27 protein-coding genes are annotated in these 25,287 nt (G+C 66.2%); 15 read left to right on the top strand and 12 right to left on the bottom strand.

Going from position 1 to position 25,287, the window contains the following annotated elements; translation table 11 throughout:
- Positions 1-47 precede the first annotated feature (47 nt).
- Positions 48-995, bottom strand: coding sequence for an alpha/beta hydrolase (locus tag ACQP0C_RS31270; RefSeq protein ID WP_433725767.1), 948 nt, complete (start codon positions 993-995; stop codon positions 48-50).
- A gap of 863 nt (positions 996-1,858) precedes the next feature.
- On the opposite strand from ACQP0C_RS31270, the gene ACQP0C_RS31265 reads away from it, so the two are divergent.
- Complete coding sequence (locus ACQP0C_RS31265) at positions 1,859-2,653, top strand: alpha/beta fold hydrolase (protein ID WP_433725765.1); 795 nt, start codon at positions 1,859-1,861, stop codon at positions 2,651-2,653.
- Between the two features lie 84 nt (positions 2,654-2,737).
- On the opposite strand, the gene ACQP0C_RS31260 is transcribed toward ACQP0C_RS31265, so the two are convergent.
- Positions 2,738-3,361 (bottom strand): TetR/AcrR family transcriptional regulator, encoded by a 624-nt coding sequence (locus ACQP0C_RS31260; protein WP_433725763.1) that lies wholly within the window; start codon positions 3,359-3,361, stop codon positions 2,738-2,740.
- 116 nt (positions 3,362-3,477) lie between these two features.
- Between ACQP0C_RS31260 and ACQP0C_RS31255 the strand changes: the two genes are divergently transcribed.
- A complete protein-coding gene (locus ACQP0C_RS31255) occupies positions 3,478-4,530 on the top strand; it encodes an aldo/keto reductase (RefSeq protein ID WP_433725761.1) in 1,053 nt (350 codons plus the stop codon).
- 186 nt (positions 4,531-4,716) lie between these two features.
- A complete protein-coding gene (locus tag ACQP0C_RS31250; protein ID WP_433734714.1) occupies positions 4,717-5,658 on the top strand; it encodes an acyl-ACP desaturase in 942 nt (313 codons plus the stop codon).
- A gap of 127 nt (positions 5,659-5,785) precedes the next feature.
- Here ACQP0C_RS31250 and ACQP0C_RS31245 read toward each other — a convergent pair whose 3' ends face one another.
- On the bottom strand, positions 5,786-6,820 hold the full coding sequence (locus ACQP0C_RS31245; RefSeq protein WP_433725759.1) for a PucR family transcriptional regulator: 1,035 nt from the start codon (positions 6,818-6,820) through the stop codon (positions 5,786-5,788).
- Between the two features lie 95 nt (positions 6,821-6,915).
- On the opposite strand from ACQP0C_RS31245, the gene ACQP0C_RS31240 reads away from it, so the two are divergent.
- Positions 6,916-7,812, top strand: a complete 897-nt coding sequence (locus ACQP0C_RS31240; protein ID WP_433725757.1) for an alpha/beta hydrolase — start codon at positions 6,916-6,918, stop codon at positions 7,810-7,812.
- 65 nt (positions 7,813-7,877) lie between these two features.
- On the opposite strand, the gene ACQP0C_RS31235 is transcribed toward ACQP0C_RS31240, so the two are convergent.
- Positions 7,878-8,822 carry an SDR family oxidoreductase gene (locus ACQP0C_RS31235; RefSeq protein ID WP_433725755.1) on the bottom strand — a complete coding sequence of 315 codons (945 nt, stop codon included), beginning with the start codon at positions 8,820-8,822 and terminating at the stop codon, positions 7,878-7,880.
- A 101-nt stretch (positions 8,823-8,923) separates the two neighbouring features.
- Here ACQP0C_RS31235 and ACQP0C_RS31230 point away from each other — a divergent pair, with 101 nt between their 5' ends.
- The gene (locus tag ACQP0C_RS31230; RefSeq protein ID WP_433725752.1) at positions 8,924-9,508 is read left to right on the top strand and encodes a TetR/AcrR family transcriptional regulator; all 585 of its coding nucleotides are present in this window, start codon (positions 8,924-8,926) and stop codon (positions 9,506-9,508) included.
- Between the two features lie 99 nt (positions 9,509-9,607).
- Here the strand turns inward: ACQP0C_RS31230 and ACQP0C_RS31225 are convergent, their stop codons facing one another.
- Genes ACQP0C_RS31225 through ACQP0C_RS31215 form a run of 3 tightly spaced genes read right to left on the bottom strand, consistent with a single transcriptional unit; the run spans position 9,608 to position 10,873 of the window.
- Entirely contained in the window at positions 9,608-10,051 is a 444-nt protein-coding gene (locus ACQP0C_RS31225; RefSeq protein ID WP_433725750.1) for an SRPBCC family protein, read from the bottom strand.
- A gap of 31 nt (positions 10,052-10,082) precedes the next feature.
- On the bottom strand, positions 10,083-10,424 hold the full coding sequence (locus ACQP0C_RS31220) for an ArsR/SmtB family transcription factor (protein ID WP_433725748.1): 342 nt from the start codon (positions 10,422-10,424) through the stop codon (positions 10,083-10,085).
- On the bottom strand, positions 10,421-10,873 hold the full coding sequence (locus tag ACQP0C_RS31215) for an SRPBCC family protein (RefSeq protein WP_433725746.1): 453 nt from the start codon (positions 10,871-10,873) through the stop codon (positions 10,421-10,423). Before ACQP0C_RS31215 ends, ACQP0C_RS31220 begins: the two co-directional genes overlap by 4 nt.
- 237 nt (positions 10,874-11,110) lie before the next feature.
- On the opposite strand from ACQP0C_RS31215, the gene ACQP0C_RS31210 reads away from it, so the two are divergent.
- The 4 genes from ACQP0C_RS31210 (at position 11,111) to ACQP0C_RS31195 (ending at position 14,756) form a co-directional block, all read left to right on the top strand.
- Entirely contained in the window at positions 11,111-11,572 is a 462-nt protein-coding gene (locus ACQP0C_RS31210) for a hypothetical protein (RefSeq protein WP_433725744.1), read from the top strand.
- 226 nt (positions 11,573-11,798) lie between these two features.
- Complete coding sequence (locus tag ACQP0C_RS31205) at positions 11,799-13,220, top strand: amidase (RefSeq protein ID WP_433725742.1); 1,422 nt, start codon at positions 11,799-11,801, stop codon at positions 13,218-13,220.
- Positions 13,221-13,238: 18 nt separating this feature from the next.
- Entirely contained in the window at positions 13,239-13,406 is a 168-nt protein-coding gene (locus ACQP0C_RS31200) for a hypothetical protein (RefSeq protein WP_433725740.1), read from the top strand.
- Between the two features lie 111 nt (positions 13,407-13,517).
- Entirely contained in the window at positions 13,518-14,756 is a 1,239-nt protein-coding gene (locus tag ACQP0C_RS31195) for a cytochrome P450 (protein ID WP_433725738.1), read from the top strand.
- 10 nt (positions 14,757-14,766) lie between these two features.
- Here ACQP0C_RS31195 and ACQP0C_RS31190 read toward each other — a convergent pair whose 3' ends face one another.
- Complete coding sequence (locus ACQP0C_RS31190) at positions 14,767-15,654, bottom strand: LysR family transcriptional regulator ArgP (RefSeq protein ID WP_433725736.1); 888 nt, start codon at positions 15,652-15,654, stop codon at positions 14,767-14,769.
- 65 nt (positions 15,655-15,719) lie between these two features.
- Between ACQP0C_RS31190 and ACQP0C_RS31185 the strand changes: the two genes are divergently transcribed.
- From ACQP0C_RS31185 to ACQP0C_RS31165, 5 genes are all read left to right on the top strand, one after another.
- Entirely contained in the window at positions 15,720-16,349 is a 630-nt protein-coding gene (locus ACQP0C_RS31185) for a LysE/ArgO family amino acid transporter (protein WP_433725734.1), read from the top strand.
- 127 nt (positions 16,350-16,476) lie between these two features.
- Positions 16,477-17,313 (top strand): hypothetical protein, encoded by an 837-nt coding sequence (locus tag ACQP0C_RS31180; protein WP_433725732.1) that lies wholly within the window; start codon positions 16,477-16,479, stop codon positions 17,311-17,313.
- A 101-nt stretch (positions 17,314-17,414) separates the two neighbouring features.
- Complete coding sequence (locus ACQP0C_RS31175) at positions 17,415-18,176, top strand: N-acetylmuramoyl-L-alanine amidase (protein WP_433734713.1); 762 nt, start codon at positions 17,415-17,417, stop codon at positions 18,174-18,176.
- Between the two features lie 115 nt (positions 18,177-18,291).
- The gene (locus ACQP0C_RS31170) at positions 18,292-20,556 is read left to right on the top strand and encodes an MMPL family transporter (RefSeq protein ID WP_433725730.1); all 2,265 of its coding nucleotides are present in this window, start codon (positions 18,292-18,294) and stop codon (positions 20,554-20,556) included.
- Positions 20,553-21,233 (top strand): TetR/AcrR family transcriptional regulator, encoded by a 681-nt coding sequence (locus tag ACQP0C_RS31165; RefSeq protein WP_433725728.1) that lies wholly within the window; start codon positions 20,553-20,555, stop codon positions 21,231-21,233. The genes ACQP0C_RS31170 and ACQP0C_RS31165 overlap by 4 nt, the downstream gene beginning before the upstream one ends.
- A 24-nt stretch (positions 21,234-21,257) precedes the next feature.
- Here ACQP0C_RS31165 and ACQP0C_RS31160 read toward each other — a convergent pair whose 3' ends face one another.
- The 4 genes from ACQP0C_RS31160 to ACQP0C_RS31145 all read right to left on the bottom strand — a co-directional run bounded on the left by ACQP0C_RS31160 (position 21,258) and on the right by ACQP0C_RS31145 (position 24,962).
- Positions 21,258-22,664, bottom strand: a complete 1,407-nt coding sequence (locus tag ACQP0C_RS31160; RefSeq protein WP_433725726.1) for a DUF2252 domain-containing protein — start codon at positions 22,662-22,664, stop codon at positions 21,258-21,260.
- The gene (locus ACQP0C_RS31155; RefSeq protein ID WP_433725724.1) at positions 22,595-23,119 is read right to left on the bottom strand and encodes an anthrone oxygenase family protein; all 525 of its coding nucleotides are present in this window, start codon (positions 23,117-23,119) and stop codon (positions 22,595-22,597) included. Before ACQP0C_RS31155 ends, ACQP0C_RS31160 begins: the two co-directional genes overlap by 70 nt.
- A 6-nt stretch (positions 23,120-23,125) precedes the next feature.
- The gene (locus ACQP0C_RS31150) at positions 23,126-24,007 is read right to left on the bottom strand and encodes an SDR family oxidoreductase (RefSeq protein WP_433725722.1); all 882 of its coding nucleotides are present in this window, start codon (positions 24,005-24,007) and stop codon (positions 23,126-23,128) included.
- A gap of 211 nt (positions 24,008-24,218) precedes the next feature.
- Positions 24,219-24,962 carry a glucose 1-dehydrogenase gene (locus tag ACQP0C_RS31145; protein ID WP_433725720.1) on the bottom strand — a complete coding sequence of 248 codons (744 nt, stop codon included), beginning with the start codon at positions 24,960-24,962 and terminating at the stop codon, positions 24,219-24,221.
- Positions 24,963-25,055: 93 nt separating this feature from the next.
- Here ACQP0C_RS31145 and ACQP0C_RS31140 point away from each other — a divergent pair, with 93 nt between their 5' ends.
- A complete protein-coding gene (locus ACQP0C_RS31140; protein ID WP_433725718.1) occupies positions 25,056-25,238 on the top strand; it encodes a hypothetical protein in 183 nt (60 codons plus the stop codon).
- Positions 25,239-25,287: the final 49 nt, after the last annotated feature.

Below are 25,287 nucleotides of genomic sequence, written 5' to 3'. Positions count from 1 at the left end.
TCGTTAACCGACCGCGGGTTCCCCGGCTCGGCACTCGTGTGTGACCGTTACACGCCGAGCGCATCGAGAATCATCGGCCGCGCCGTCGCGAGCGCTTGCTGCCAGTAGGGCCAGGTGTGTGTTCCGTTGACGATGTCGATTCGGGCGGCAATTCCCAACGCCGCCACGCGATCGCGGAACATTTGGGCGGATATCTCTGTGATCGTCTCCAGGCCCATCGCGTTCATCGTATTGCCCACGCCATACGGAAGGTCGAGTGGACCCGGCATCCCGTTGCCCGTCCAGAGGTAAATCGGCATTCCGCGCAGCAATTCGGCCTGCTCGGTGGCATCATTTCGGTTCCATGCGGGATCGTCGACCGGGCCCCACATATCGTCGAGATTGAAGTTGCCCTCGTCCACCATGGCGGCGCGCATCGCCTCGTTCCAGAGCGGAAATGTCGGGTGCACGAATCCCGAAAAGGATCCGGCGAATTTGAACTGGTCGCGATGGTGACCGGCCAACGTCAGTGCGGCACTTCCGCCCATGGAGGCGCCGACAATGGCGTTGTTGGTACGTGACACACCGAATCCTTCCAGGAAGGCAGGCAGTTCCCGGGTGAGGAAGGTTTCCCACTTGTACGTGGTCGCTTGATTGTTGGTACTACTCGGTCGATACCAGTCGGTGTAGAAACTCGACCTACCGCCGACCGGAAACACCAACGTGATGTTGTCGCCCGCGAACTGGCGCAGCGCATCGGTGTCCGTCGTCCACTGACTGTGGTCGTTCGGCGCGCGCAGACCGTCGAGCACATAGAGTGCCGCGCTCCCGCCGCGCGCCGCCCACTGCACCTGGAGTTTGATCGGCCCCATACTGGACGGCGCGAAGAGTTCCTCGAAACTGCCTGCTGACGTGCGCACTATTTCTGTGTCCGGCGGCTCGGCGACAGCCGCTGCCGCACCGATCCATGACACCAGCACAGCCGTCGCCGTGACAATGCCGATTCTGCTCAGCAAACCATGAACTCCCCGCTCGCCCCTTGTTCGCGCTGCCACGTCCACTCGCACCTCCTGCTCGTTTTCTGACAAGTTGCCGAACGGACCCGAATTCCGCCGCCATCCAGGCCGGTTGCTTCGTGTGCCTGTACCCCCGTGCGCCCGGAATCGGGGAAAGCCATTATAGATTGTGCCCGCATTTGCTCTCGAGGCTGGGAAATCCGGATCAAATGACCTGGATCAGCGGCACATTCGTTACCATTCGGCGGCAGTTACGGATGGGATGCGGCAGCTGCCTGTATGCCGAATTGATCGCCAGAGAAATGGTTGGGCAGGATGACCGAACGAAATTCCGCTCTGGATGAAGTTCTCGGCCATCGACGCGCCCGGACACCGCGATCGGCCGCGATCGGTGCGAGACCGGCCGCGATCGGCCGCGATCGGTGCGAGACCAAGGGTGGGTCGACCGGCTGGCTCGAAAACGACGGTATGACACTGCGATACGCGCCGACACCCGGTTGAGCTATACGATCCCGGCGAGTCGGCTCGTGTGGCGGACGGTCGTCGGCGCGGTAACGCGGATCGGTCTCGAACGGGCCCGTCACGAAGGGCTGCCGTCGCTGCTCGCACGCCGGGTCCACCACGCTGCGGCCACGGACCTGCGCGCACACGTCGGTTAGCGCGCGAACTTCGCGTAGTAGCCGCCGGAGGCCGTCACGCCCTTGGGGACATGGTGCCGTGTGCGCGGAAGCCGACAACAGGCGGCTCTGACCAGCGAGAAAGATCGCGACAACCCAGCGTATCGCTGCTGTGTCGAACTAGGCCGAATGCCACGGATCCGACAAACAGCCCGCGCTGACAGCGATCTGAATAGACTTGGGCCCGTGCGGAAAACGGCGAAGGTCAACGATGACCAACTGGTGAGTTTTATCGATCACGGCGGCACCGGGCCTGCGGTGTTACTGCTGCACAGCTACCTCATGGACGCCGATATGTTCGCCCCGCAGGTGCGGGCATTCGGCGGGGCGTTCCGGCTCATCGCGATGGATGAGCGCGGCCACGGTGGTACTCCGGCCGAGGCTCCGTTCACCTATTGGGATGTGGCGCGCGACGCGCTCGGCCTGCTCGACGAACTCGGGGTGGCCCGGTGCGCCGTGATCGGCACGAGCCAGGGCGGGTTCATCGCCCTGCGCATGGCACTGCTGGCACCGGAGCGGGTGGCCGCACTCGCGCTGCTCGGCACCTCGGGCAGCGCCGAGGATCCGCAGGTGGCCGCCGGGTACCGCCAAGCGGCCGCCGCGTGGCGCGAAAACGGTCCGACCCAGGAACTGCTCGATCTCAATGCCGCGATCTGCCTGGGCCAGCACGACGCGACCGAGTGGCAGGCCAAGTGGCGGCGGTTGTCCGGGGACCACATCGACCGCGTGCTCACCCCACTGGTCGAGCGGGACAGCGTGCTCGACCGCGCGCCGGAGATCGCCTGCCCGGCACTGGTTCTGCACGGTTCGGCCGACGCCGCCTATTCCGTCGACCGCGCTCGTGAGCTGGCAGCGGCCCTGCCCAACGCCGAACCTCCAGTGATCATCGACGGCGGCGCGCATTTCCTGAGCCTCACCGACGCCGAAGCCGTCAACCCACACCTGCGGGCATTCCTCGACCAGGCACTGCACGTCGAATAGGGCGGCTCTGGGGTCCGCATCGTCGGTCAACTTCGGCAGCGCGAAAGGCGGTCGGCCGCTGGCACCCTTATCGGGGTAGCTGCCTCAGGTCGCTCGACCGCCAGGGGCGCCGTATCGCAACCCGTCGATGAGCAGGTCGACCATGCGCTGGGCGTGGTCGTTATCGGCGGGTAGGCACAGGTTGGCCACCGCTTGCAGCAGATCGTAGGGCTCGATATCGGCGCGGATCGCACCTGCGGCCGCCGCCGATTCGAGCAGCGACCCGAGAGCCGGCACCAGGTGCTGCTGGAAGTAGGCGGGTAGGGGCTCGAAGGCGGGATCTCCCGAGTGCAGCGCCGCGGCGAGTCCGCGTTTGGTCGCGATGAAGCTGGTGTACCGATGCAGCCAGCGCACCAGTGCCGCATCGGGCTCGTACTCGGCCGCCAGGGTGGGGGCCGCATCGGCGCAGGCGTCGACCTCCTGTTGAAAAACGGCCACGACCAGGTCGGAGCGCTGTGGGAAGTGGCGGTAGATGGTGCCGAGGCCAACGCCCGCCCTGGTGGCGATCTCGCGCACCGGGGCGTCCACGCCCGAGACGGCGAATACAGCCTTGGCCGCGTCCAGCACCGCGGTGATATTGCGCTGCGCATCGGCGCGTACCCGACGTCCCGACGCACTCCGCGCCGTACCGGGTGCGCCCGGGGTGTCGCCATGCTCGATCTCGCTCACTCCGCTCCTCCTCTTGCCATACCGGAACAATGTTCCGTATAGTTCTGGAACATCGTTCCGCTTGATTGATGATAGGGCACGCGGCGCCGACCGCCGACCCCGCCATGAGGAGAACCATGAACTACCGCACGCTGGGCCGAACCGGTATCAAGGTCAGCCCGTACTGCCTGGGCGCCATGATGTTCGGCGCCGTCGGCAACCCCGACCACGACGACTCGATCCGGATCATCCACAAGGCCCTGGACGCGGGCATCAACTTCATCGACACCGCCGATTTCTACTCACGCGGTGAGTCCGAGACGATCGTCGGCAAGGCCATCAAGGACCGCAGGGACAATGTCGTGCTCGCCACCAAGGCGCACCTCCCCATGGGAGACGATCCCAATCAGCAGGGGAATTCGCGGCGCTGGCTGGTGCGCGCACTCGACGATTCGCTGCGCCGACTGCAGACCGATCATGTCGACCTGTTCCAGGTCCACCGTCCGGATCCGTCGGTCGATGTGGAGGAAACGCTCTCGGCGCTATCCGATCTGGTCCGCAGCGGCAAGGTTCGGGCCGTCGGCGCGTCCACCTTTCCCGCATCGGACATCGTCGAGGCGCAGTGGGTCGCCGAGCGTCGTGGTCTGCAGCGCTTCCGCACCGAACAGCCGCCGTATTCGATCCTCAATCGCGGCATCGAGCGCGAGGTGCTGCCGGTCTGTCAGCGCTACGGAATGGGCACGCTGGTCTGGAGTCCGCTGGCCGGGGGCCTGCTCACCGGCCGCTACCGCAAGGGTCAGCAGTCCAACAGTCATCGGGCCAGCTTCGGCTTCCGACATCTGCGCGACGAGCGTCGGCTCGACGCTATCGAGCAACTCATCCCCGTCGCCGAGGCGGCCGGGATGTCGTTGACGCACCTGGCGACGGCATTCGTGATCACCCACCCGGGCGTGACCTCGGCGATCATCGGCCCGCGCACCATGGATCAGCTCGACGACCTGCTCGCCGGTGCCGAGACCATCCTGAGCGATGAAGTCCTCGACCGGATCGACGCCATCGTGCCGCCCGGCACCGATATCGGAATGCTCGACATGGCCTACAACCCGCCCGCCGTCGAACGGGCCCGCCTGCGCCGCCGCCCGACCGACGAGCGCGCCGCCAGCGCGGATATCGTCCCCAGCTACCAATGATCCCCAGCTACCGGTGATGCTCCCGCCACCGCACTTTCCTTCGGTCGGTCACCGGGTTGATCGACCGGACCCGTGTACCAACCCGATCGCGCTCGTCTAGGGTTGGGGGCGGTTAGCTCGCACAGTCAAAGATGCATGAACAGCGGTACGTTCCGTGGTCATTTCCACCGAATCGAAAGGCGCTGCATAGCAATGGATTTGACGCAGATCGAGTTACTCACCGAGTTGGAGCCGGTGGTCGCGACCAATGTCGACCGGCATTTGGCCACGGTCAAGGACTGGTGTCCGCACGATTACGTGCCCTGGGATGAGGGCCGCAACTTCGCGGCAATGGGTGGCCAGGATTGGGATCCTGAGCAGTCACGGCTCTCGGAGGTCGCCAAGGTCGCGATGGTCACGAATCTGCTGACCGAGGACAACCTGCCCTCCTACCACCGCGTGATCTCGGAGAACTTCTCGCAGACCGGTGCGTGGGGCACCTGGGTCGGCCGCTGGACCGCGGAGGAAAACCGCCACGCCATCGCCATGCGCGACTACCTGGTATGCACCCGCGCCGTCGATCCGGTCGCCTTGGAGAACGACCGGATGGTGCATCTGACTCGCGGTGTGCACGCGCCGCCCGGCTTCGGCGGGGTGCTCGATCAGGTCGCGTATGTGACGTTCCAGGAGCTGGCCACCCGGGTCAGCCATCGCACCACGGGCCGTGTCTGCGACGACCCGATCGCCGACCGGATGCTGCAGCGCATCGCGGCCGATGAGAACCTGCACATGATGTTCTATCGCAATATCACCGGCGCCGCGTTCGACATCGCTCCCGACCAGACGATGGAGGCCGTGACCGGCGTCGTGAAGACCTTCGCCATGCCGGGTACCGGCATGCCGAACTGGCGTCGCAATGGCGTGTTGATGGTCAAGCACGGGATCTACGATTTGCGCCAGCACTTGGACGAGGTGCTGTTGCCGGTCCTGCGAGTCTGGGATGTCTTCAAGCGAACCGATTTCACCGCGCGCGGCGAGCGCAGCCGCGAAGAACTCGGCGAATACATCGACAAACTCGGTTGCGATGTCATCCGCTTCGAAGAACAGCGCGACCGCATCCTCGCCCGCGAGGCGGCACGAGTCGGGTAACCCACCCTGGATGTCACGGTCACTCGCGACCGTTCCGATCCGGCCGCACAGCTGTCGGCGCGGAGCGTGGGCTGTGGCGGTCTCGATGGTGTCCGAGGACGCCCGCCGACCCGACAGTGTGCAGTGCTCAGTCGTCGAGCAGCCGCCATGCGGTGAGGGCGAGCCTGGCCCGTATCAGTCCGGTGGGGTCGGTGAGTTCGAAGCCGAGGGTCTTGCCGATCTGTTCGAGGCGGCGGGCGACGCTACTGTGGTGCAGGTGCAGCGCCTCAGCGGCCCGGCGTAGTGAGCCGGTTGCGCAGTAGGCGTCCAACGTATCGAGATCGTCCGGGCTGTCGGCCATTCGGGCGATCGCGGCCACGTCGGCGTTGTCGCGCGCGTCGTCTCGGGGGACCTGTGCGAGCAGCGCCAGCGCGCCCAGATGGTCGTAGTGGACGATCGGTTGGCGTGCGGTGCTGAAGCGCAGGGCGGTGCGGGCTTGCTGCCAGCAACGGTCGGGACCGGCGGTGGCGCCGATGCCCGCGCGGACACCGGCCGGAAACCGGGACGGATCCACGGTGGTGGCCAGGATGACGCCCACATCGGCAACGGGGGCCGCCTTGACCGGGCGGTTCGGGCAGATCAGGCCACCGATGCGGTCGAGCGGAAGCCGCGACCGTACGGCGATGACGCGGAGCGCAACATCGGCGGTGAAACCCAGGAGCCGCAGCGCTCGAGCCCTGGCCGCATCATCGCTGTCGGCGCTGATCACCAGTTCGACCAGGGCCGGGTCGGCCATGGTGGTGCGGGCCGGGCCGTAGCGCTCGACGACCGCCGCGACGGCGATGGCGAGCCGGTCCAGCAGCACGTCATCGAGCGACCCGGAAGGGCCGGTGCGCTCCAGCCACACCGTGCCGATCTCCTCCTCGTCCAGTGTGATCGGCGTCGTGGTGAACACGGGAGGCGGCGGCGCCGATGCTGCACGGCCGTCGGGCGAGAACCGGATCACCTGTCCCGTGCCGTGCAGCCGGACTCCGGCCACACATTCGGCCATGCCCGCCGAGGCTCGGGTGAGCGCGGGGAGATCCACCCGTCGGCGCATCAGCGTGTCGTAGAACATCACAACGCGAAGCGCGCCTTCGGCTTCGGTATCCAACTGCGACAGCCGACGGACCAAGGCATCCATCCCAGGAGGATATGCGGCGATTGTCGCGTGGCGGGGCCGGAATGCCCGACAGCTGGCGGATGATCCGGCGATAGCCGATCGCGAGGATAGTTGTCATGGATCCCGAACTCGAACCGTTCCTCCCACTGTTTCCTCCGGTCGACCTGACCGATCCGCCCACCGCGCGTAAGCATCTCGCCGAATTGGCCGCCGCGATCCCGGCGCCGGACACCATGCATATGGAGATCGAAAATCGCACTGTGCCAGCCGATTTCGATGTTCCTATCCGGATCTATCGGCCGCACGCGGCGCACGGCGCCATTATCTGGCTGCACGGCGGCGGATTCGTCATGGGTGATCTGGACACCGAACATCCGAGGGCCGGGCTGCTCGCGAACGGCTCCGGCGCGACGGTGATCGCGGTGGACTACCGGCTGGCTCCCGAAAACCCGTTCCCCGCCGCGCATGACGATATCTACGCGGTGCTGAACTGGACGGCTGAGCACGCGGCCGAACTCGGCATCGACCCGGCGCGGATCGCGATCGGCGGCCACAGCTCGGGCGCGGGCCTCGCGGCCGCGGTGGCATTGCGCGCACGTGACCAGCAGGGGCCGCCGATCCGCTTCCAACTGCTCAACCAGCCCGGCCTCGACGACCGGCAGCAGACGTGGTCGCAGCGGAACTTCACCGATACGCCCTTCGTAACTCGCGACAAAGTCACCCAAATGTGGGGGCACTACCTGGGCTCCCAACCCGCCACGCCGTACGCCGCCCCGGCACGGGCCACCGATCTGTCCGGCCTGCCACCCGCCTACATCGCCACCGCGGAGTTCTGCCCGAATCGCGACGAAGATATCGACTACGCGCTGCGCCTGCTGCAGGCGGGCGTGTCGGTCGAGCTGCACCAGTGGTCCGGCACCTTTCACGGGTCGCAGGCGATTCTGTCCGCGGAGGTGTCCCAGCGGCAGAACGCCGAACTGGCCGCAGCCCTGCGCCGAGCGTTGGCCGCGTGAGGTGATCGGCGACGTCACCAGCCACTTCGCCACGGCCATCGGTACTTCGGCGAGCGGCTGGTTCGTCAGATCTGCGCCGAGTGCGTGGTGAAGTAGTTGCCCTCGTCGAACTCGGCGAGGAGGCCGGGGTGGGTCGGTTCCCAGCCCAGGACGCGGCGGGTGGTGAGGCTGGACGTCGGGAGGTCGCGAGCGATCACCATCGTGAGGAATTCGCCGAAGTACGCCTGCAGCCGATCCGCCGGGACGCTCTCGGTGGGCAGGCCCAAATGGTCGCCGATGCTCTGCGCGATATCGCGCAGCGGTATGCCGTTGTCTGCGACCGCGTGCCATCGAGAGCCCGCCGGTGCTTTCTCCAGCGCCAGGCAGAACAGGTGGGCGGCGTCGAGCGTGTGCACCGCGGGCCACCGGTTCGCTCCATCTCCGGGGTATCCGGCGAAGCCCTTTTCCTTCGCGATGGCGATGAGCATCCTGGCGAGGCCGACACGGTCCAGCGTGCTGTGCGTGATGGGCGGGATCCGTACGACCGAGGACCGCACGTCCCGCTGCGCGAAGCCGACCACGGCGATCTCCGAGTCGATACGGCTTTGGGGCGTGCCCGCGTCCGCCGCCGTGCTGGGCGTACCCGCGTCCGCTTCCGTCAACGGACGGCCCAGCTCACCGAGCGTGCCCGTGCCCGACGCCGTGACCAGCGGTTTCCCGGTTCCCGCGAGTGCGTCGGCGAGTGCTTGCACGGTGGCGAGTTCCGTGGCGACCGCGGCGGCGACGTGGCCGGAGAGCATCTGATCGTGTTTGAACGCGACGTGGATGACGCCGTCGGAATCCGCGGCCGCAGCTTTGAGCCCGTCGAGATCGTCGAGGTCGCCTCGGCGCGCGGTCGCGCCGAGCGCGGCCACGGTCGCCGCGGCCGTATCCGATCGCGCGAGGCCGACGACCTTGTGTCCGGCGGCAATGAGTTCGGAGACGACGGCCGAGCCGATATGGCCGGACGCGCCGGTGACGAAAACACGCATGGGTGACTCCTGGGTGCGATGGCAGGCCGAGTCAGTGATGAGACTCGGTCCCATCACCCTAGCAAGTGATGCGACTTGGTGCCATCACTTAGGATGGCGCCATGGGCAGATGGGAACCGAATGCGCGGGAACGCCTGGAACGCGCCGCGCTGGACCTGTTCGTCGAGCGCGGGTACGACGCCACCACAGTCGCCGAGATCGCGGACCGTGCCGGTCTGACCAAGAGCACGTTCTTCCGTCACTTCGCCGATAAGCGTGAGGTGCTCTTCGGCGGACGGGACCAGATGGCCGATCGCTTCGCCGAAGCGATCCGAACCGCCGCGCCCGAGGTGACGACCGTCGGGTGTCTCGCCGCGGCATTGGAGTCCGTCGCCCACACGTTCACCGCGGACCGCCACGATCTCGCCCGGCAGCGGCAGGCGGTGATCGCGGCCAATAGTGAGTTGCGGGAACGCGAGTTGCTCAAGCGGGCCGGCCTGGGTTCGGCCATGGCCGACGCCCTGCGCGCACGCGGAGTCGACGATACGACCGCGCGCCTGGCCGCCGAGATGGGCGTGCTCGCGCTCGCCACCGCCTTCGCGCGCTGGACAGAGCCTGCCAATCGGGAGCCCTACACCGAGATCGCGCACTCGATATTGCGTGACTTGCAAACGCGCGCAACTACTCTCGGCTCGGAAGTTTCGTGACCAGCGTGAGAGGTCCGGTCGGGCAACCGATATCCGAGATGACCGGTTGTCCGCTGCCGCCCCTGCCGCGACGGAATTCCCTGCGGCAGGGGCGGAATGTCAGTTCCAGTTGTCGATCTTGACGTCGTGCGGATCCGGAGCGCCCTTCCCGGTTTCGACCAGTGACTTCAGGCTCATCAGGAAGACCGCCCACTTGGTGCTGCAGTGGTGCATGAATTCCACCGGCTCTTTCCAGCCTTCGTGCTTGAAGAGAATGACGGTGTAGTCGTCGACTTGCTCGAGATCCCAGCGAACGTGTGTGCCGATCCACTCCTGCGGTCCGTCGACTGCCTCCCACAGCACGCGCTTGCCCTGCTCGAGCTCGAGGACCTTCATATCGAATCCACCGGCGGCGAACCGGAATTGGAGCACGCCGCCGATATCGTTGCCCTTACCTTGGGTGTCGGTCGTCCACCAGGCGGAAAGTCCCTCGGGGGTGGTCAAGGCCGAATAGACCTCGGCCACCGGCGATTTGATTCCGACCTTGTGCAGGATGTCCACCATTTCGATACCTCTTTCCTTGGTTCACGTGAATTCACAGCTGTGTGTCTTTGCTGCGCTGAATGGCCTCGGCGATCTGCTCGATCCGCCGGAGTCTGGCGTCCCACGCCGCCCTCACCGAGGACAATTGCGCGACCGTGCGGGCAAGTTGCGCCTCGTCCACCCGGTACCTCCGTTCTCGCCCGGCGGGCGTGGCGTGCACTGAGCCGACCTGGTTGAGCACGCCGAGATGTTTCGCGATGGCTTGTCGTGTCACGGGCAGTTGCCTGCTGAGGCCGATGGCCGTGCCACCGCCATCGGCTAGATGCGGATCGAGTCGTCGACGGGGCGGATCTCCGACCGCGGACCACAGGTCGTCGTCGACGACGGTGGTCATCGGGTCGGCACCAGCCGCGCGAGGTACTCCCCTAGTCGGGGCACAAAGGTGTCCCAACCGCTGCTGTGGTCGCGGTACACGTCCTCCAGTTTCGCTGCCTCCCAGCCCATTTCGCGAAATCCGGTCTCGGTGAGCCGAATTCTGGTGCCCGTCCCCGACGGGGCGAGCTCGAAGGTGACCAGCAGCGTATCGGCGGAGTCGTCGACCTCGTCGCCGGGATAACACCAGCGGAACGAGAACAATCGAGGCGGCTCGGCCTCGAGGACGGTAATCGGGACGACCTGCGCCCTGTCACCCCAGATGAGCTTGCCGACCGCGCCGGGCCTGGCCTCGACCGAGGCATCGTCGGTCCACCATTCCGAGATGTGCTCGGGGCTGCTGACGACCTCGAAGACCACCTCGGGCGAGGCGTCGACGTGGATCTCTCGTTCGATGATTCCGTACTCCATACCTTCCTCCATGTGCAATGTTTGGTTGCGCATGACGGTAGTCCAGAATCTCCACATGCGCAACCATTGGTTGCGTATGTCCGGGGGGTGTGAAGTGTGCTCGGCCTTGATCAAAGATCGGAGACCGCTCCCGGCGTTAAACTGCTGATCGAGTCGGTGCGTGGCATCGCGAGTTCGACAACGTCGAGCGTGCCCGGCTATGTCGGTTTGCTGTCCCCGTCGCAGGGAGGTGGTGCCGTGTCAATTCGCGCGAGTGTGCTGGTGGCGGCGGTTCTGTGTGCGTTGCCGGTGCTGGGCGCGCCCCAGGGACATGCCTACCCGCCCAGCGAGGGCAGTGGGGGTTGTCGGCAAGGCGGCACGATGACCGGCCGGTTGGTGCCGGGCACCGGTAGCGCTGGACAGAATATTCGGCGCGAGGCCACCCTGTGGGAGTGTGTCAGTTCGCTGCTTCCGGGTATCGGGGCCGGACAGTTCAGTGTGACGATTCCGTGGAACGCACCCGGTGCGACCAGTGCGGCCACATTCGCATGGTCGGATGGCAGCGTCAGTGCGGCGACCGGTTTCGGCAATGGCTTGTGGTTGATCATCGACGGCCCGGCGAGTGGCCACGCGATCCAGGTGGATGTCGCCGACACTTGGAACGGCTGGTACTTCAGCTATGCCGATGTCGTCGTCACCTCGGCGACCTTCCTGTCCTGAATCTGGTCGCAGGCGGGTGCGGTGCGCTACGGTTCGGGGTGGGCCGAGGCTGGGTTGTGTTGCGGCAGGGGTGATTCGGGACGTACCCGCGGTGAATGTCCACTCTTCGAGAGCGCATCGGGGGGCAGGCAGTTGTGTCGGGAACTGTGAAGAGTGTGTATTCCGAATTCGCCCGCCGGGCGCAGCCGACGTGGCAGGATCGGCGTGGACGACGGATGGGGATGTGATGACTGAAACTGATTCGACGGCAACGGCATTCACAACGATCGCGGAGGCGGCGGCCCGGCTGCGGCGGGGCGAGGTGAGTGCGGCGGAGTTGGTGGAGGGCGCGCTGGCCGCCGCGGATGCACATGATGAGAAATTCGGGGTGTTCCTGGCTCGGTTCCAGGAGCGGGCTCGGGCGCGCGCCGCCGAGGTGGACCGGAAGATCGCGGCGGGGGAGCCGCTGGCGCCCTTGGACGGGATTCCATTGGGGGTCAAGGATATCTACGCGCACTCGGCGGGGCCGACCACGGCGCAGAGCCTGGTCTTGGATCCGGAGTGGGGGAAGTCGGTGGGGGATGCCACGGTGGTGCGGCGGCTCGAGCAGGCCGGTGGGATCGTGGTCGGGAAGACCACCACCATGGAGTTCGCGATCGGAGTCCCGGATCCGGAGAAGCCATTTCCGATACCGCGGAATCCGTGGGACGTGCAGCGCTGGGCGGGCGGGTCCAGTTCCGGATCTGCCAGTGGCCTCTTGACCGGGGCATTCCTGGGTGCGGTCGGCACCGATACCAGCGGCAGCCTCCGAATTCCCGCGGCCTTCTGCGGAATCACCGGATTCAAGCCGACATTCGGGCGGGTGCCGAAATCCGGTGTGGTGCCGCTGGCCTACACCCTCGACCACGCGGGGCCGTTGGCGCGCACGGCCGCCGACTGCGCCTTGCTGCTGGAGGTAATGGCCGGCCACGATGCCGACGATCCCTACAGTTCGAACGAACCCGTCGCCGACTACACGGCCGCGCTCACCGGTGACCTGCACGGCATCACCATCGGCGTGGACGACCTCGATCGCTTCGTCGGCGACGGACGGGATCCGCAACAGCCGCAACGGTTCTCGGCGGCCATCGATGCCCTGCGCGAAGCGGGCGCCACCATCGTGCCGATCGAAATACCCATGTACGTGGAAACGACGGCGACCGCCCTGGTCGTGCTGGCCGCCGAATCGGCCGCCTACCACCGGCCGACCCTGCGCTCCCGCTACCAGGACTACGCGCGCGGCAGTCGCGTGGTCTTCGCCGCGGGCAGTTCCGTCGGCGGCGCGGATTACGTTCAGGCCCAACGGGTTCGGCATGTCGCGCAGCGGCGGATGGCGGAGCTGTTCACGAAGGTGGATCTGGTGGTCACCCCGACCGGGCACCTCGGCGCCCCGCGCATCGACGCGATGGAGCAGCTGAACCCGGTGAGTGTGCTCGCGGGATTGCATACGCCGTACTGGAATTCGCTCGGCAATCCCACCATCGCGGTGCCGATCGGACCCACCGCCGACGGCGTGCCCTTGTCGATCTCGATCAGCGGCAAGCACTTCGACGAGGCGACGGTGCTGCGCGCGGGCGATGCCTATCAGCGGCGCACCGATCACCACCGCCGTACACCCACGCTGTCCTGAAGTGTGAAAGGTATTTCCATGAGTACCGATTCGACGTGGCCTGCCTCCGATGAGGAGAACGCGGCCATCGCCATGCTAGAGCAGCTCCTGCAGGGGATGGCGGGTCTGCTGCACTCGGTCGAGGACGCCCGATATATCGACCCCAGCGGCGGCTATGTGCCGTACCGGGGAGTGACGCCGAGCTGATTCGACATCCATACGCCGCAGGGGTGGGGCGGTGAATTCGGCTCTACCTCCGCGGTATTCGACGTAGACGGCATGCGCGTCGAATCTGTTCCACCGTTTGGAGTTAGTTTCGTGACCACCCCGCAGTCTCCCTCCTGTCCCGTTCCGCACGGCTCTCCGATCAATACCCACGGCGAACGCGCTCCGCTCTACACCCCGGAGTTCGCCGCCGATCCGCACCGCGCCTATCGGGAGATGCGCCGGAACTACGGTTCGCTGGTGCCGGTGGAGCTGGCTCCCGACATCCCCGCGACCCTGGTGGTCGGCTATCGCGTCGCGGTGCGCATCCTGCATGATCCCGAGCGCTTTCCGCGGGATCCGCGCACCTGGCAGCGCGATGTTCCGCCGGATTGTCCCGTCTTGCCCATGATGGACTGGCGCCCAACTCTTTTGCACAGCAATGGCGCGGTGCACGCCCGATACCGGGAAGCGGTGAACGCGGCCATCGAGGGGGTCGATCTGCACGCGCTGCACACCACGGTGGCGCAGATCGCCGTCCCGCTGATCAATGCCTTCTGCCGGACCGGGTCGGCGGATCTGATCGCCCAGTACGCACTTCCGCTCGCCTTCACCGCGATCAATGCCGTCCTCGGCTGTCCGCCCGAAATCGGCGGGCGCACCGCGCTCGGTTTGGCGGCGATGCTGGATACGGTCAATGCCGCCAAGGGAAACGAACTCGTACACGAGGCGCTGACCGAGCTGATCGCACTGAAGAAGGACGAGCCCGGTGACGACATCACCACGCGACTGCTGCGGCATCCGGTCGGCCTCGACGATCAGGAGGTACTCGAACATGTGATGCTGCTCTACGGCGCTGGCATCGAACCGGCACAGAATCTGATCGCCAATACGCTGCTGCTGATGCTCACCGACGACCGCGTCGCCGACAATATGCTCGGCGGCAGCTTGTCCACCCGTGACGCCCTGGACGAGGTGTTGTTCACCGATCCGCCGCTGGCGAACTACTGCATCACCTATCCGCGCCAGCCCATCCTGATCGACGAAATATGGCTGCCCGCACACCAGCCCGTCCTCATCAGCATGGCCGCCTGCAATAACGACCCCGTAATCGGTGGGGAGCACACCGGGAACCGCTCGCATCTGGCGTGGAGCGTGGGCCCGCACGCCTGCACCGCAAAGTCCATGGCTTACTTGATAGCTCAGGACGCCATCGATCAATTACTCGACGCAATACCGGAATTGCGACTGGCTACTCCGGCGGCCGAGCTCACCTGGCGGCCCGGCCCGTTTCACCGGGCGCTGACGGCACTTCCGGTGACATTCCCCAAAACGCCAGCGTGGAGCGTCTGAACCAGACGATTCAGCGCAGCGCATCGGCCGCGGCCGCCGCGATCGCCGCCGCGACCGCACTGAGCGCGGGAGAATCGACCTTCCACTGTTGCCAGTACAGCGGAACATCAATATAGGAATCCCCATCGATAGGCGCCAGGTCGCGCCCGGCCCGACCACCGCGAGTCTGCAGATCCGGCAACATCCCCCACCCGAGCCCGATCCGGATCGCCTCGGCGAACCCGGCCGATGAGGGCACATAGTGGCGTGGCGGATCGACCGGCTGCCTACACCGACGTCGCAGATGCCGGTCCTGCAGATCGTCCTTGCGATCGAAGAGCACCACCGGCGCGGCGGCATACGCCCGGGCGGTCGGCCCATCCGCGAACCAGGTCCGCGCGAACCGCGGATTCGCCATGGGCCGATACCGCATCGCACCGAGCTTGTCGACCCGGCAGCCCTGTACCGCCGCCGCGGTGGCGGTAATCGCCGCCATCACCGTCCCATCGCGCAGCAGCCGAGTCGTGTGCTCCTCGTCCTCGCGATGTATCTCGAAACACACACCGGCGGGTGCGCGTCGTAGCGCGGGCATCACCCACGTTTCCAGTGAGTCCGCATTGACGGCGATCGGCACCCGGATCGGCAGATCCGCGGGTCGATCGGCGTCCCCGAGTTCGCGTGCGGTGTCACCGGCGAGCAGTTCGATCTGCCGCGCCAGCCGCAGCACCGCGAGTCCGGATTCAGTGGGGCGCACCGGTTTTGTGCGCTGCAGCAGAATGCGACCGGCCGCATCCTCCAGCGCCTTGATGCGCTGGCTGACCGCCGATGGCGTCACGCGCAGGCTGCGCGCGGCCGCGTCGAAGGTGCCCTCGGTGACGGCCGCGTTGAGTGCGCGGAGCTGATCCAACTGCAGGTCCATTAAGAAATCGTAAAGGTACTTCAGAATCTTTAGCTGGTCTGGTGAACTGTGCGGATCTAGCGTCGATGTATGTGACGGCAGCATCGGCGGCCCTGGCGGCCATCTCGGGACTCGGCTTCGGACTTTCCTTGATCGTGGCGATCGGCGCACAGAACGCCTTCGTCCTGCGGCAGGGTCTGCGTGGGCAGCATGTGCTGGCGGTGGTCGCGGTCTGCACGGTGTCCGACGTGGTGCTGATCGCCGCCGGAGTCGGCGGGTTGGGAGTCGTCGTCCAGTCGGCCCCGGTGGCGCTGACGGTCATCCGCTACGCCGGTGCGGCCTTCCTGATGGGCTACGGGCTGCTCGCGGCGCGGCGCGCCGTCGCGGCCGCATCGCTGAGCACCGAAGCCACCGGCGCAACCGTCGCGCTCGGCGCGACCGTGCTCACCTGCCTGGCACTGACCTGGCTCAACCCGCACGTCTATCTGGATACGGTGCTGCTGCTCGGCTCCTTCGCCAACACCTACGCCAGCCCCGACCGCTGGTTCCTCGGGGCGGGCGCGATGCTCGCCAGCGTGCTCTGGTTCACCGCACTGGGCTACGGCGCCCGCAAGCTGGGCCCGCTGTTCGCCCGTCCGAGCGCGTGGCGAGTCCTGGATTCGGTGATCGCGGCGGTGATGTTCGCCCTTGCGCTGGGCCTATTGTTGACCAGCTAGGCCCGCTGTCCCGGGCTGAGCTTGCGGAAACGCTGCAACGCCGGGGGACCGGATCGCGATCAGTACGTGACTGGTTCGGCGGTGCGGGGTGGGGGTGGCCGCCCCAGGCGTGAGAGGTGGGCAGGCAGTGAGTTATCCGTACGGCTATGGGGAGCAGCCGCCACGGCAGGATCCGGCGGCGTGGGGGCAGCCGGTGGGCGATCCGACGCAAACGGGCTGGGATCACACCGGCTATCCGCTGGGGTATCCCGTCGCGCCGACGCCGGGCCAACCGCCGCGGCCTCCGAAGTCTGGGACCGGGGCGCTCGTGACGGTGGCGCTCGGGCTGGTCGCGGTGCTCGCCGTGGTCAGCGTCGTCCTGATCGTCTTCGTCGGCCGCGATAGGGGCCGACCACAGGCAGCCGATGCCTCCGTCACCGTCGTCCCGGCGACGAGTGCGCCGCGCTCGACCACCCAGCGCTCGACCACCCAGCGACCGACCACGACGACACCACGCTCCGGTCAGCCGTCCTCGGGCAAACTCACCTACAACGACTTCGCGAAGGACTGGAACTTCACATTCGACAATGTGGAATTGCACGCCGATTGGGTCGAGGGCCGCGATCACGCCAGCTGCCGGGATTTCGAGGTGGACGGCAAGCTCACCGGATTGGGCTGTCAATACGCCGCTGAACTGGTATATCGGGCCGAGGGCGGCGGACTGAAGATCACCGAGTTCCTCATCGCCATGTCGGATGAGGGACAGGCCGCCGCCGCGCTCGGCAAGTTCAGCGACGCGGATCTGCACCTGCGCTCGGGCACCTATATCGATCATTTCGTCACGGGCAAATGGCGCGATGGGAATGCGAAGCAGTTCGTCGTGGTCACCGTGGCCACGGCCACCGGGGCAGTCGATGTGGAGACGGTCAAGAAGTATCTGCAGTACCGACACGCCGATACGCTCGGCGCGCTGGCGTTGCGCTAGAGATCGCTGGGCTGATGAAGCGTTCGCAAGCCTGTGGCAGTGTCGAAGTCATGCGACTCCGAAGCTGGAACACGACCGCCGCGATCTGCGCGTGGGGCCTGCTGCTCGGCGGATGCGCACACAGCGCGCCCACGCCGAGCGGGGCATCGCGTACGACGTCTTCGGGAGCGACGCCTACGCAGGCGGGACCGATATCGACCCCCGCGCGCTTCATTTCCGATGACCGCGTTGTCGTCATCGACCCCGGACACAACGGTGGCAACGCCGCAAACTCCGGGGAGATCAACCAGCAGGTGCCCGATGGTCGCGGAAAGACCAAGGCGTGCAACACCACCGGCACCTCGGCCCTCGACGGATACGCCGAACACGAATTCACCTGGGATGTCGCCAATCGTGTTCGGGACGCATTGGCCGCCCGCGGTATTCGCGTCGTCATGACCCGAGACGACGATGCGAGTGTCGGCCCGTGTGTCGACGAACGCGCTGCCATCGGAAACCGCAGTGGCGCGGCGGCTGTCGTCTCGATCCATGCCGACGGCGCCGCCGCGGGCGCACACGGCTTCCACGTCGCCTATTCGTCGCCACCACTGAATTCCGCACAGGAACAGCCGTCCCAGCGACTGGCGACAACGTTGCGCGACACCATGCTTCGTTCCGGTTTCACCCCGTCCACCTATGTCGGGTCGGACGGTATGAACCCGCGCGCCGATCTGGCCGGACTCAATCTCTCCGAACGCCCGGTCGCGCTGGTCGAATGCGGAAATATGCGCGACCCCGGCGATGCCGCGCTGATCGAATCTCCCGACGGCCGGGCTCGCTACGCGGACGCCATCGCCACCGCCATCGCCGCCTTCCTCGGATAGGCCACTCTCGTGATCGGGATCACTATCCGTGCGGAGGTCGGCCCCTATACCTCTTGAGATAACGGCGTTACGCTAACGCTGTTACCTCGAGCGCAGTCGAACAGGGGAGTCGCTCATGCTCGTACGGATCGCCCATCTGGCCACCCGGCATCCACGCACGATCCTGCTCGCCGCCGCACTGTTGGCCGTGCTCTGCGGTGTATTCGGCGCATCGGTGACCTCGCATATGCAGACCGGCGGCTTCACCTCGAGCGATGCCGAATCGTCGCGGGCCGCCGAACTCATCGCCGATAACTTCGGCGGCGCCGAACCCAATCTCATCCTGCTCGTCCGCGACGATACGGGCGCGGACAGCCCGGCCGCCAAGGCCGCGGGCGCGAAGGTCGTCGATACGCTGCGCTCGCGCGGTGACGTGATCGGCATCCAGTCCTACTGGAGCACCCCGCAGCCGCTGTCCACCGCACTGCGCAGCGAGGACGGCAAGAGCGCGCTGGTGATCGGCTACATCACAGGAGGCGAGACCGCGGCGCAGAAGGTCGCCGGTGAGATCGCCGAACAAGTGGTCGGAACCGATGACGGCGTCAGGATCGATCAAGGCGGGCTCAGCTCGATCTACCACGACGTGAACGGGCAGATCACCCACGATCTCGCGGTTGCCGAGGCGGTGGCCATCCCGCTGTCGTTCATCGTGCTGATCCTGGTATTCGGCAGCGTTGTCGCGGCCTTCCTGCCGCTGGCCGTCGGCATTTTCGCGATCCTCACCACGTTGGCGATCTTGCGCACCCTCACGGTGTTCACCGATGTCTCGATCTTCGCGCTGAATATGACCACGGCACTCGGTCTCGCGCTCGCGATCGACTACAGCTTGTTCATCGTCAGCCGCTACCGTGAGGAACTCGGCAACGGCCTCGATGTCGAGGCGGCCGTGGTACGCGCGGTGCAGACCGCCGGACGCACCGTCCTCTACTCGGCGCTGACCGTCGCGCTGTCGGTGGCGGCGCTGGGCGTGTTCAATCTGTACTTCCTGAAATCCTTTGCCTACGCGGGCGTTGCGGTCGTCGCCGCGGCCGCTGCCGCCTCGATCCTGATCCTGCCCGCGGTCCTGATGCTGCTCGGACACCGCGTCAACGCGGGTGACCTGCGAAAGCCATTGGGACGCTTGCTCGGTCGGACGCCGCGCGCGGATCTCGCACCCGAGCAGACCTTCTGGTACCGCACGGTGCAGCGGGTGATGCGCAATGCCGCACCGGTCGCCATTGCGATCATCGTGCTGCTGCTCGCGGTCGGATCCCCATTCCTCGGCGTGAAATTCGGCTATCCGGACGATCGGGTGCTCAATGCCAGCGCGTCCGCCACCAGTCGCACGGTCGGCGACGCACTGCGCGGCGACTTCCGATCCAATGCCGCCACCAATGTCACCGTGGTGCTCGACGGTTTCCGCGGAAACTCCACCGCCATCGGTGATTACGCCGCTGCGCTGTCGAAGGTGCACGGCGTGACCGGAGTGCTCTCCGGTGCCGGCGTGTATTCGGGCGGGTCCAAGGTATCCGCCGGACCTGCGCAGATGACCAACGACACCGGCGCATTCCTCACCGTCGCGACCACAGTCGATCCCTTCACCGCCGCGGGTGAGACGCAATTGGCCCAACTGCGCGATGTGCCGAGTCCGGGGCCCGCCCTCTTCGGCGGGGCCGCCGCGGTCAATGGTGATGCCCTCGACGCACTGGGCGCGCGATTGCCGCTGGCCGGTGCGCTCATCGTGCTGGCCACCTTTGTCGTGCTGTTCTTGTTCACCGGGAGTGTGCTGCTGCCGCTGAAAGCCCTTGTCCTCAACACGCTTTCGCTGACCGCGGCGTTCGGTGCCATGGTATGGATCTTCCAGGAGGGGCATCTGTCCGGTCTGCTGGGCAGCGACGCGACGGGATATCTGGTCCCGACCATGCCGATCCTGATGTTCTGCCTCGCCTTCGGCATGTCGATGGACTACGAGGTGTTCCTGCTCTCGCGCATCCGCGAGGAGTGGTTGGCCTCCGGGCGTACGGCGGCGGACAGCAACCACGCTGTCGCGCTCGGTGTCGCGCGCACCGGCAAGATCTTCACCGCCGCCGCACTGTTGATGGCCATTGTGATGGCCGCCATGGTCACCTCGAAGGTATCGTTCATCCAGATGATGGGCCTCGGACTGACCTTGACGGTGCTCGCGGACGCCACGCTGATACGCGGCCTCCTGGCGCCCGCACTCATGCGAATGCTGGGCACCGCGAACTGGTGGGCGCCCGCGCCACTTGCCGAGTTGCACGCCAAGATCGGGTTGCGCGAGGACGAATCCGCGCCCAGCGCACCCGAATCCGACGAACACGAACTGGCCGGACGCACGTGAATTTCACCCGTCGGCAACGCTCCGCGCGCGGCACGGGTGAGGGGCTGCGCACCGAAATCATAGATGCCACAAAGGATTTGCTGGCTCACACCGGTCAGGTGGACGCGGTCTCCATCCGCGCCATCGCAAAGATCGTCGGTGTCACCCCGCCATCGATCTACCGCCATTTCGCGGATAAGGATCAGTTGATCGATGCGGTGGTGGCACAGGTATTCGAGGATCTGGACGCGGTGCTGTCGGCGGCAAGCGATCCGAACGAGTCGCCGATGGAGCGGCTGCGCCAGCAGGGACTGGCCTATGTGCGCTTCGCCAGAGAGCATCCCGAGCACTACCGGCTGGCGACGGCGCCCGGCGAGAGCGCTGGCGCGGTCGATCAGGTGTTGACCAGTAGTGCTTTCGGGCATTTCGCGGCGACCGTCACCGAATGCATGAACCTCGGCGTGATGACCCCCGGCGATCCGGTGCCGGTGGCACTGGAACTGTGGTCGAGCGCGCACGGAATCGCCTCGCTGCTGATCGCGAAACCGTATCTGCCGTGGGGCGATCTGGATGCGTTCACCGATCGCGTACTGCGCTCGGTCTGCGTCGGGCGGGCCGTCATCGATAACGTCCTCGGCGAAGACGTGACCCCTGATGGCGTCGCGCAGTGGCTCGAGGCGAACCGTCGGCAAGCCTGAAGCCCTTGGGAGATGCCGTTCTCCTCAGCCCTCGGCGGCCTCGATCCGCCCCGACGCGATCGCCGCGAGCAGCGCGTCATGGTCGGCAATCGTCTGATCCGCATATGCGATGGCGAATTCGCCCATCGCGCGTTCGAAGGCGTCGCTGGCACCGAGATATGCGGCGATCGCGACGCGGCCACCGGACCGTGCGTGCGCCCGAGCCAAGGTATGCCCGCACAGCGTGGCGTAACCGCGGAGTACGGCGCGGCTCATGTTCTCGACGACCGCCGAGCCCTTCATATCCCGCAGCTGGCGCAGGTAATAGCTGCGCTGATCCGACCCACTGGCCCAGCCGAGAAATATATCGCTCGCCGCCTGAATCAGCCTCTGCCCGTTGACAACCCGATGTCCGTGATGATGGAACTCGCTCGGCTTCAAATGCGGCGCGAGCACCGACTCCTCGGCCTCCTTCACCTGGATGAACAGCGGACTTCCATAGTGCTGCCCCGCGAGCAGCACAATGAAGCACCGCGTCCCGACGCTGCCGACACCGACGACCTTGCGCGCGATATCGAGTATCCGATGCCGTTCCAGCAGTACCCGCCGGTCCTCGCTGAGCGTTTCGCGATAGTCGGTGAAGAGTTGGTCGATGACCGCCGCGTCCGGCTTTTCGATCGGCACCAATAGCGGCGGCTGACTCCGAATGCGCGGCGTGCCATCCGGCCCCGGCTCGGTGAGCTTGTCGAGCGCCTGCAAACTGGTACTGGCCCGAGCCTTGCTGATCGCTTTCTCAACACCCTTGCGCCGCTTGCGCGCTCGCACCAAGGCCACCGCCGCCTCGGCTTCGACCCGCTCGTACCACACGCTCATCTCATCGAGTTCGGCCAGTCGACGCATGGTCACCCGGTATCTTCGAGCCGCCGCGAGTACCGCCGCCTGCGCATCGGAAGCACTGAACCCGTTCGCCCGCGCGGCCACCGCGACACTCGCGACCAGTCGCTTCACATCCCATTCGAATGGCCCGGGCAATGTCTCGTCGAAATCGTTCAGATCGAATACCAACACCCGCTCCGGCGAAGCGTACAACCCGAAATTCGACAAATGCGCATCCCCGCACAACTGCACGTCCAACCCGGTATTGGGCCAGGCGGCCAGGTCGGCCGCCATGATCGCGGGCGCACCCCGCAAGAACGCGAACGGCCCCGCCGCCATCCGCCCGTACCGAATGGGCACCAACTCCGGCACCCGACTCGCCGCCTGACGCTCGAGCACCCCGATCGGATCCCCCCGATCCGCCGCGGCCTCCCATACCCCCAGCGACGACCGAGAAACCCGGCGCCGAGCCGCCCGCCCAACCTCAATCGAGGCCCGCGCGGTCGTCACATTGCTCGGCTCCGCCACTTGCCCAGTCTCACCCCGGAACCCCGCCCACAGCAACCCCCCGGCCATCTCTGGAATGTCATCGCCGCCGTCAGGATGAAGGCGAGGGTGGCGGCGACGGTGCGGATGGCGTGGGAGAGCTGCCAGTGGTCGCGGATGGTCGCCCAGTCGGCGGGCGGGGTGGCGGGGATCCAGTCGCGTTGGTCGGCGTTGATGGGAAGGTTGACGATGATTGTCAGGATCAGTACCGCGGCAAGTAGGGCGAAGGCGATGATCGGTAGCCAACGGGTGCGGCCCGGCTCGCGGAAGCGGGTGGCGATGATCAGGGCAGTGGCGATGAGCGCGGGCAACAGGGTGACCGTGGCCAGGACATCGAGGCCTTCCAGTTCGATCTGGCGGACCTGGGTGTAGACGGTCGCGGTGGCGTCTCGCATGGATAGTTCGACGACCAGTACCGCGATCAGGAATCCGGCGAAGATGCCGCTGAATATCAGGGCGGTGAGGTGGGCGAGGCGAGGGATCATATTCGCTCAGTTCCGGAAGGCGGCCGTGTGATCGGCAGCCCAGTCGGCGAAGGTTCTTGTCTGGCCGAGGATTTTCTCGAGTTGGTCGGTGACAGGAGCGGGTTGGCCGACGCCGTTGGCGTAGCGGGTCAGCAAGGCGTCGACGAAGGCCTCGGGGAAGCCGCGCCCGAGCATGCCTTGCCGCACCACCGCGGCCGGGACTTCCTCGTAGTGCAACGGCCTGCCCAAGACGTCGCCGATGATGCGGACCATATCCGTGTGGGTAAGTGATCGGGGGCCGGTCAGTTCCTGCCGTTGGCCCAGCAGGTCATCGGTCAGGAACGCATGCGCCGCGGCGGCGGCGAGGTCGCGTTCGTGCAGCGGGCTCTCGGCGAAGTCCGCGTACGGTCCACGCACCACGTCACCGGCTCGAATCTGGGTATCCCATCCGCTCTGCAGGACATTGACCGCAAAGCTGCTGGCGCGCAAGCTGACCCACTCCAGACCGCTTGCGATGACCGCCTCCTCGGCCTCCTTGTTCCGGTCGCCGCGGTAGCGGGACGGCTGCGCACTGAGCGGGTCGTCGATATTGATGGCCGAGAGCGCGACGAGTCGCCGCACGCCATGTTCGCTGGCCAGTTCCGCGAAGTCGGCTGCCGCGTCGCCCACCGCGCGCGGGTGCAGGAACGCCGCCGAGACGCCGTCGAGGGCGCCGGCGAGTGTGTCAGGTCGGGCCGGATCACCCGCCACCACATCGACACCAGGGGGCAGCGCCGCCTTGTCGGGGGATCGGGTGACCGCTCGAACCCGCACCCCTTGTGCGGCGAGCAGTTCGACGAGTGGACGGCCTATGGTTCCGGTGGCTCCGGTGACAAGGATCATGACGCTCTCCAAATCTTCGAGTTCCATATCGTATGAATCTCATATTATATTACCTGGAGCATCATGAAATATGATTTCCGTAACATCTCGGTTCGGCCGTATCGGACCTCGGCGTCTATTGGGACGGGTGTGACAGTGGGTGCTATTGGGGCGAGGCGCGGACGCGCCGGTGAATGCAGACGGTTGGAAGGTTCGTCCGAGCGACGGCGACCGTGGGCGGCCGCGCCCACAGGACCGCTCAGGAGAAGGTCTTGTGCGGTACGCCCACGGTGAGGCCGCCATCGATGACGAATTCGGCGCCCGTCGAATAGGAGGATTCGTCGCTGGCCAGGTAGGTCACCAGGGCGGAGACCTCGGATGGGTCGGCGGCGCGGCCGAGCGGGATCTGCAGGAAGTCTTCCGGGATGCCCTCGGTCATCGGGGTGCGGATCAGGCCGGGATGGATCGAGTTCACGCGAATTCCATACTGCGCCAACTCGAGTGCGGTGGATTTGGTCAGGCCGCGGACGGCGAATTTGGTGGCGGTGTAGCCGTGTAGGCCCGGACTGCCGCGCATGCCCTCGACCGAGGAGATATTGATGACCGAACCGCCGCCCGCCTCGATCATCGCGGGTGTCGCGGCCTGCATGCCGAGGAAGGTGCCGGTGAGATTGATATCGACGATCTTCTGCCACTCGGCCAATTCGAAGTCGACGAGCAGGTTGCCATTGACGATGCCCGCATTGTTCACCAGGACGTTGAGCGAACCGAACCGCTGTACCGCCTCGGCGACCGCGTCCTGCCACTGCTGCTTTTCGCGCACATCGAGGTGTACGTAGGCGGCTTTGTCGCCGATTTCCTTGGCGAGTGCGGTGCCCTCGTCGTCGAGGAGGTCGCCGAGCACCACCCGTGCGTCCTCGGCCGCCAGTGCCCGCGCGTGCGCTGCGCCCATACCGCGCGCCCCGCCGCTGATCAATGCCACCTTGCCGGTCAACCGCCCCATCGCGGCCTCCTCTCGATTCCGTCAACTTACTGAAACACGTTACAGAGGATTGGCTGATCCGTTTCTGCATCGGTTCGGCCAGTGGAATCGGGGATGGTGTGCACCCTAAAGGTTCGCTTCCCGTCGCCGGTGCCCGCTGGTTCCCGCATCCGCGGCCGGGCCGAGACCGTGAGCGTCGACGAGGTTCGCGGCGGCCTGCGGATCGTCATCCGGGCGACCATCGAGCGCGAGGGCGGCTATAAGCCCGCATGCATCGCCGACCGCGCCCTGGCCTGAGTTCTGCCAGGTCCTGTGGCATCATCGATATAGAACGCGTTCTAGTAGT

Source organism: Nocardia sp. CA-129566, assembly GCF_050956075.1.
In the GTDB taxonomy this organism is placed as follows: Bacteria; Actinomycetota; Actinomycetes; order Mycobacteriales; family Mycobacteriaceae; genus Nocardia.
This window is presented reverse-complemented; position numbering and strand designations above follow the sequence as displayed.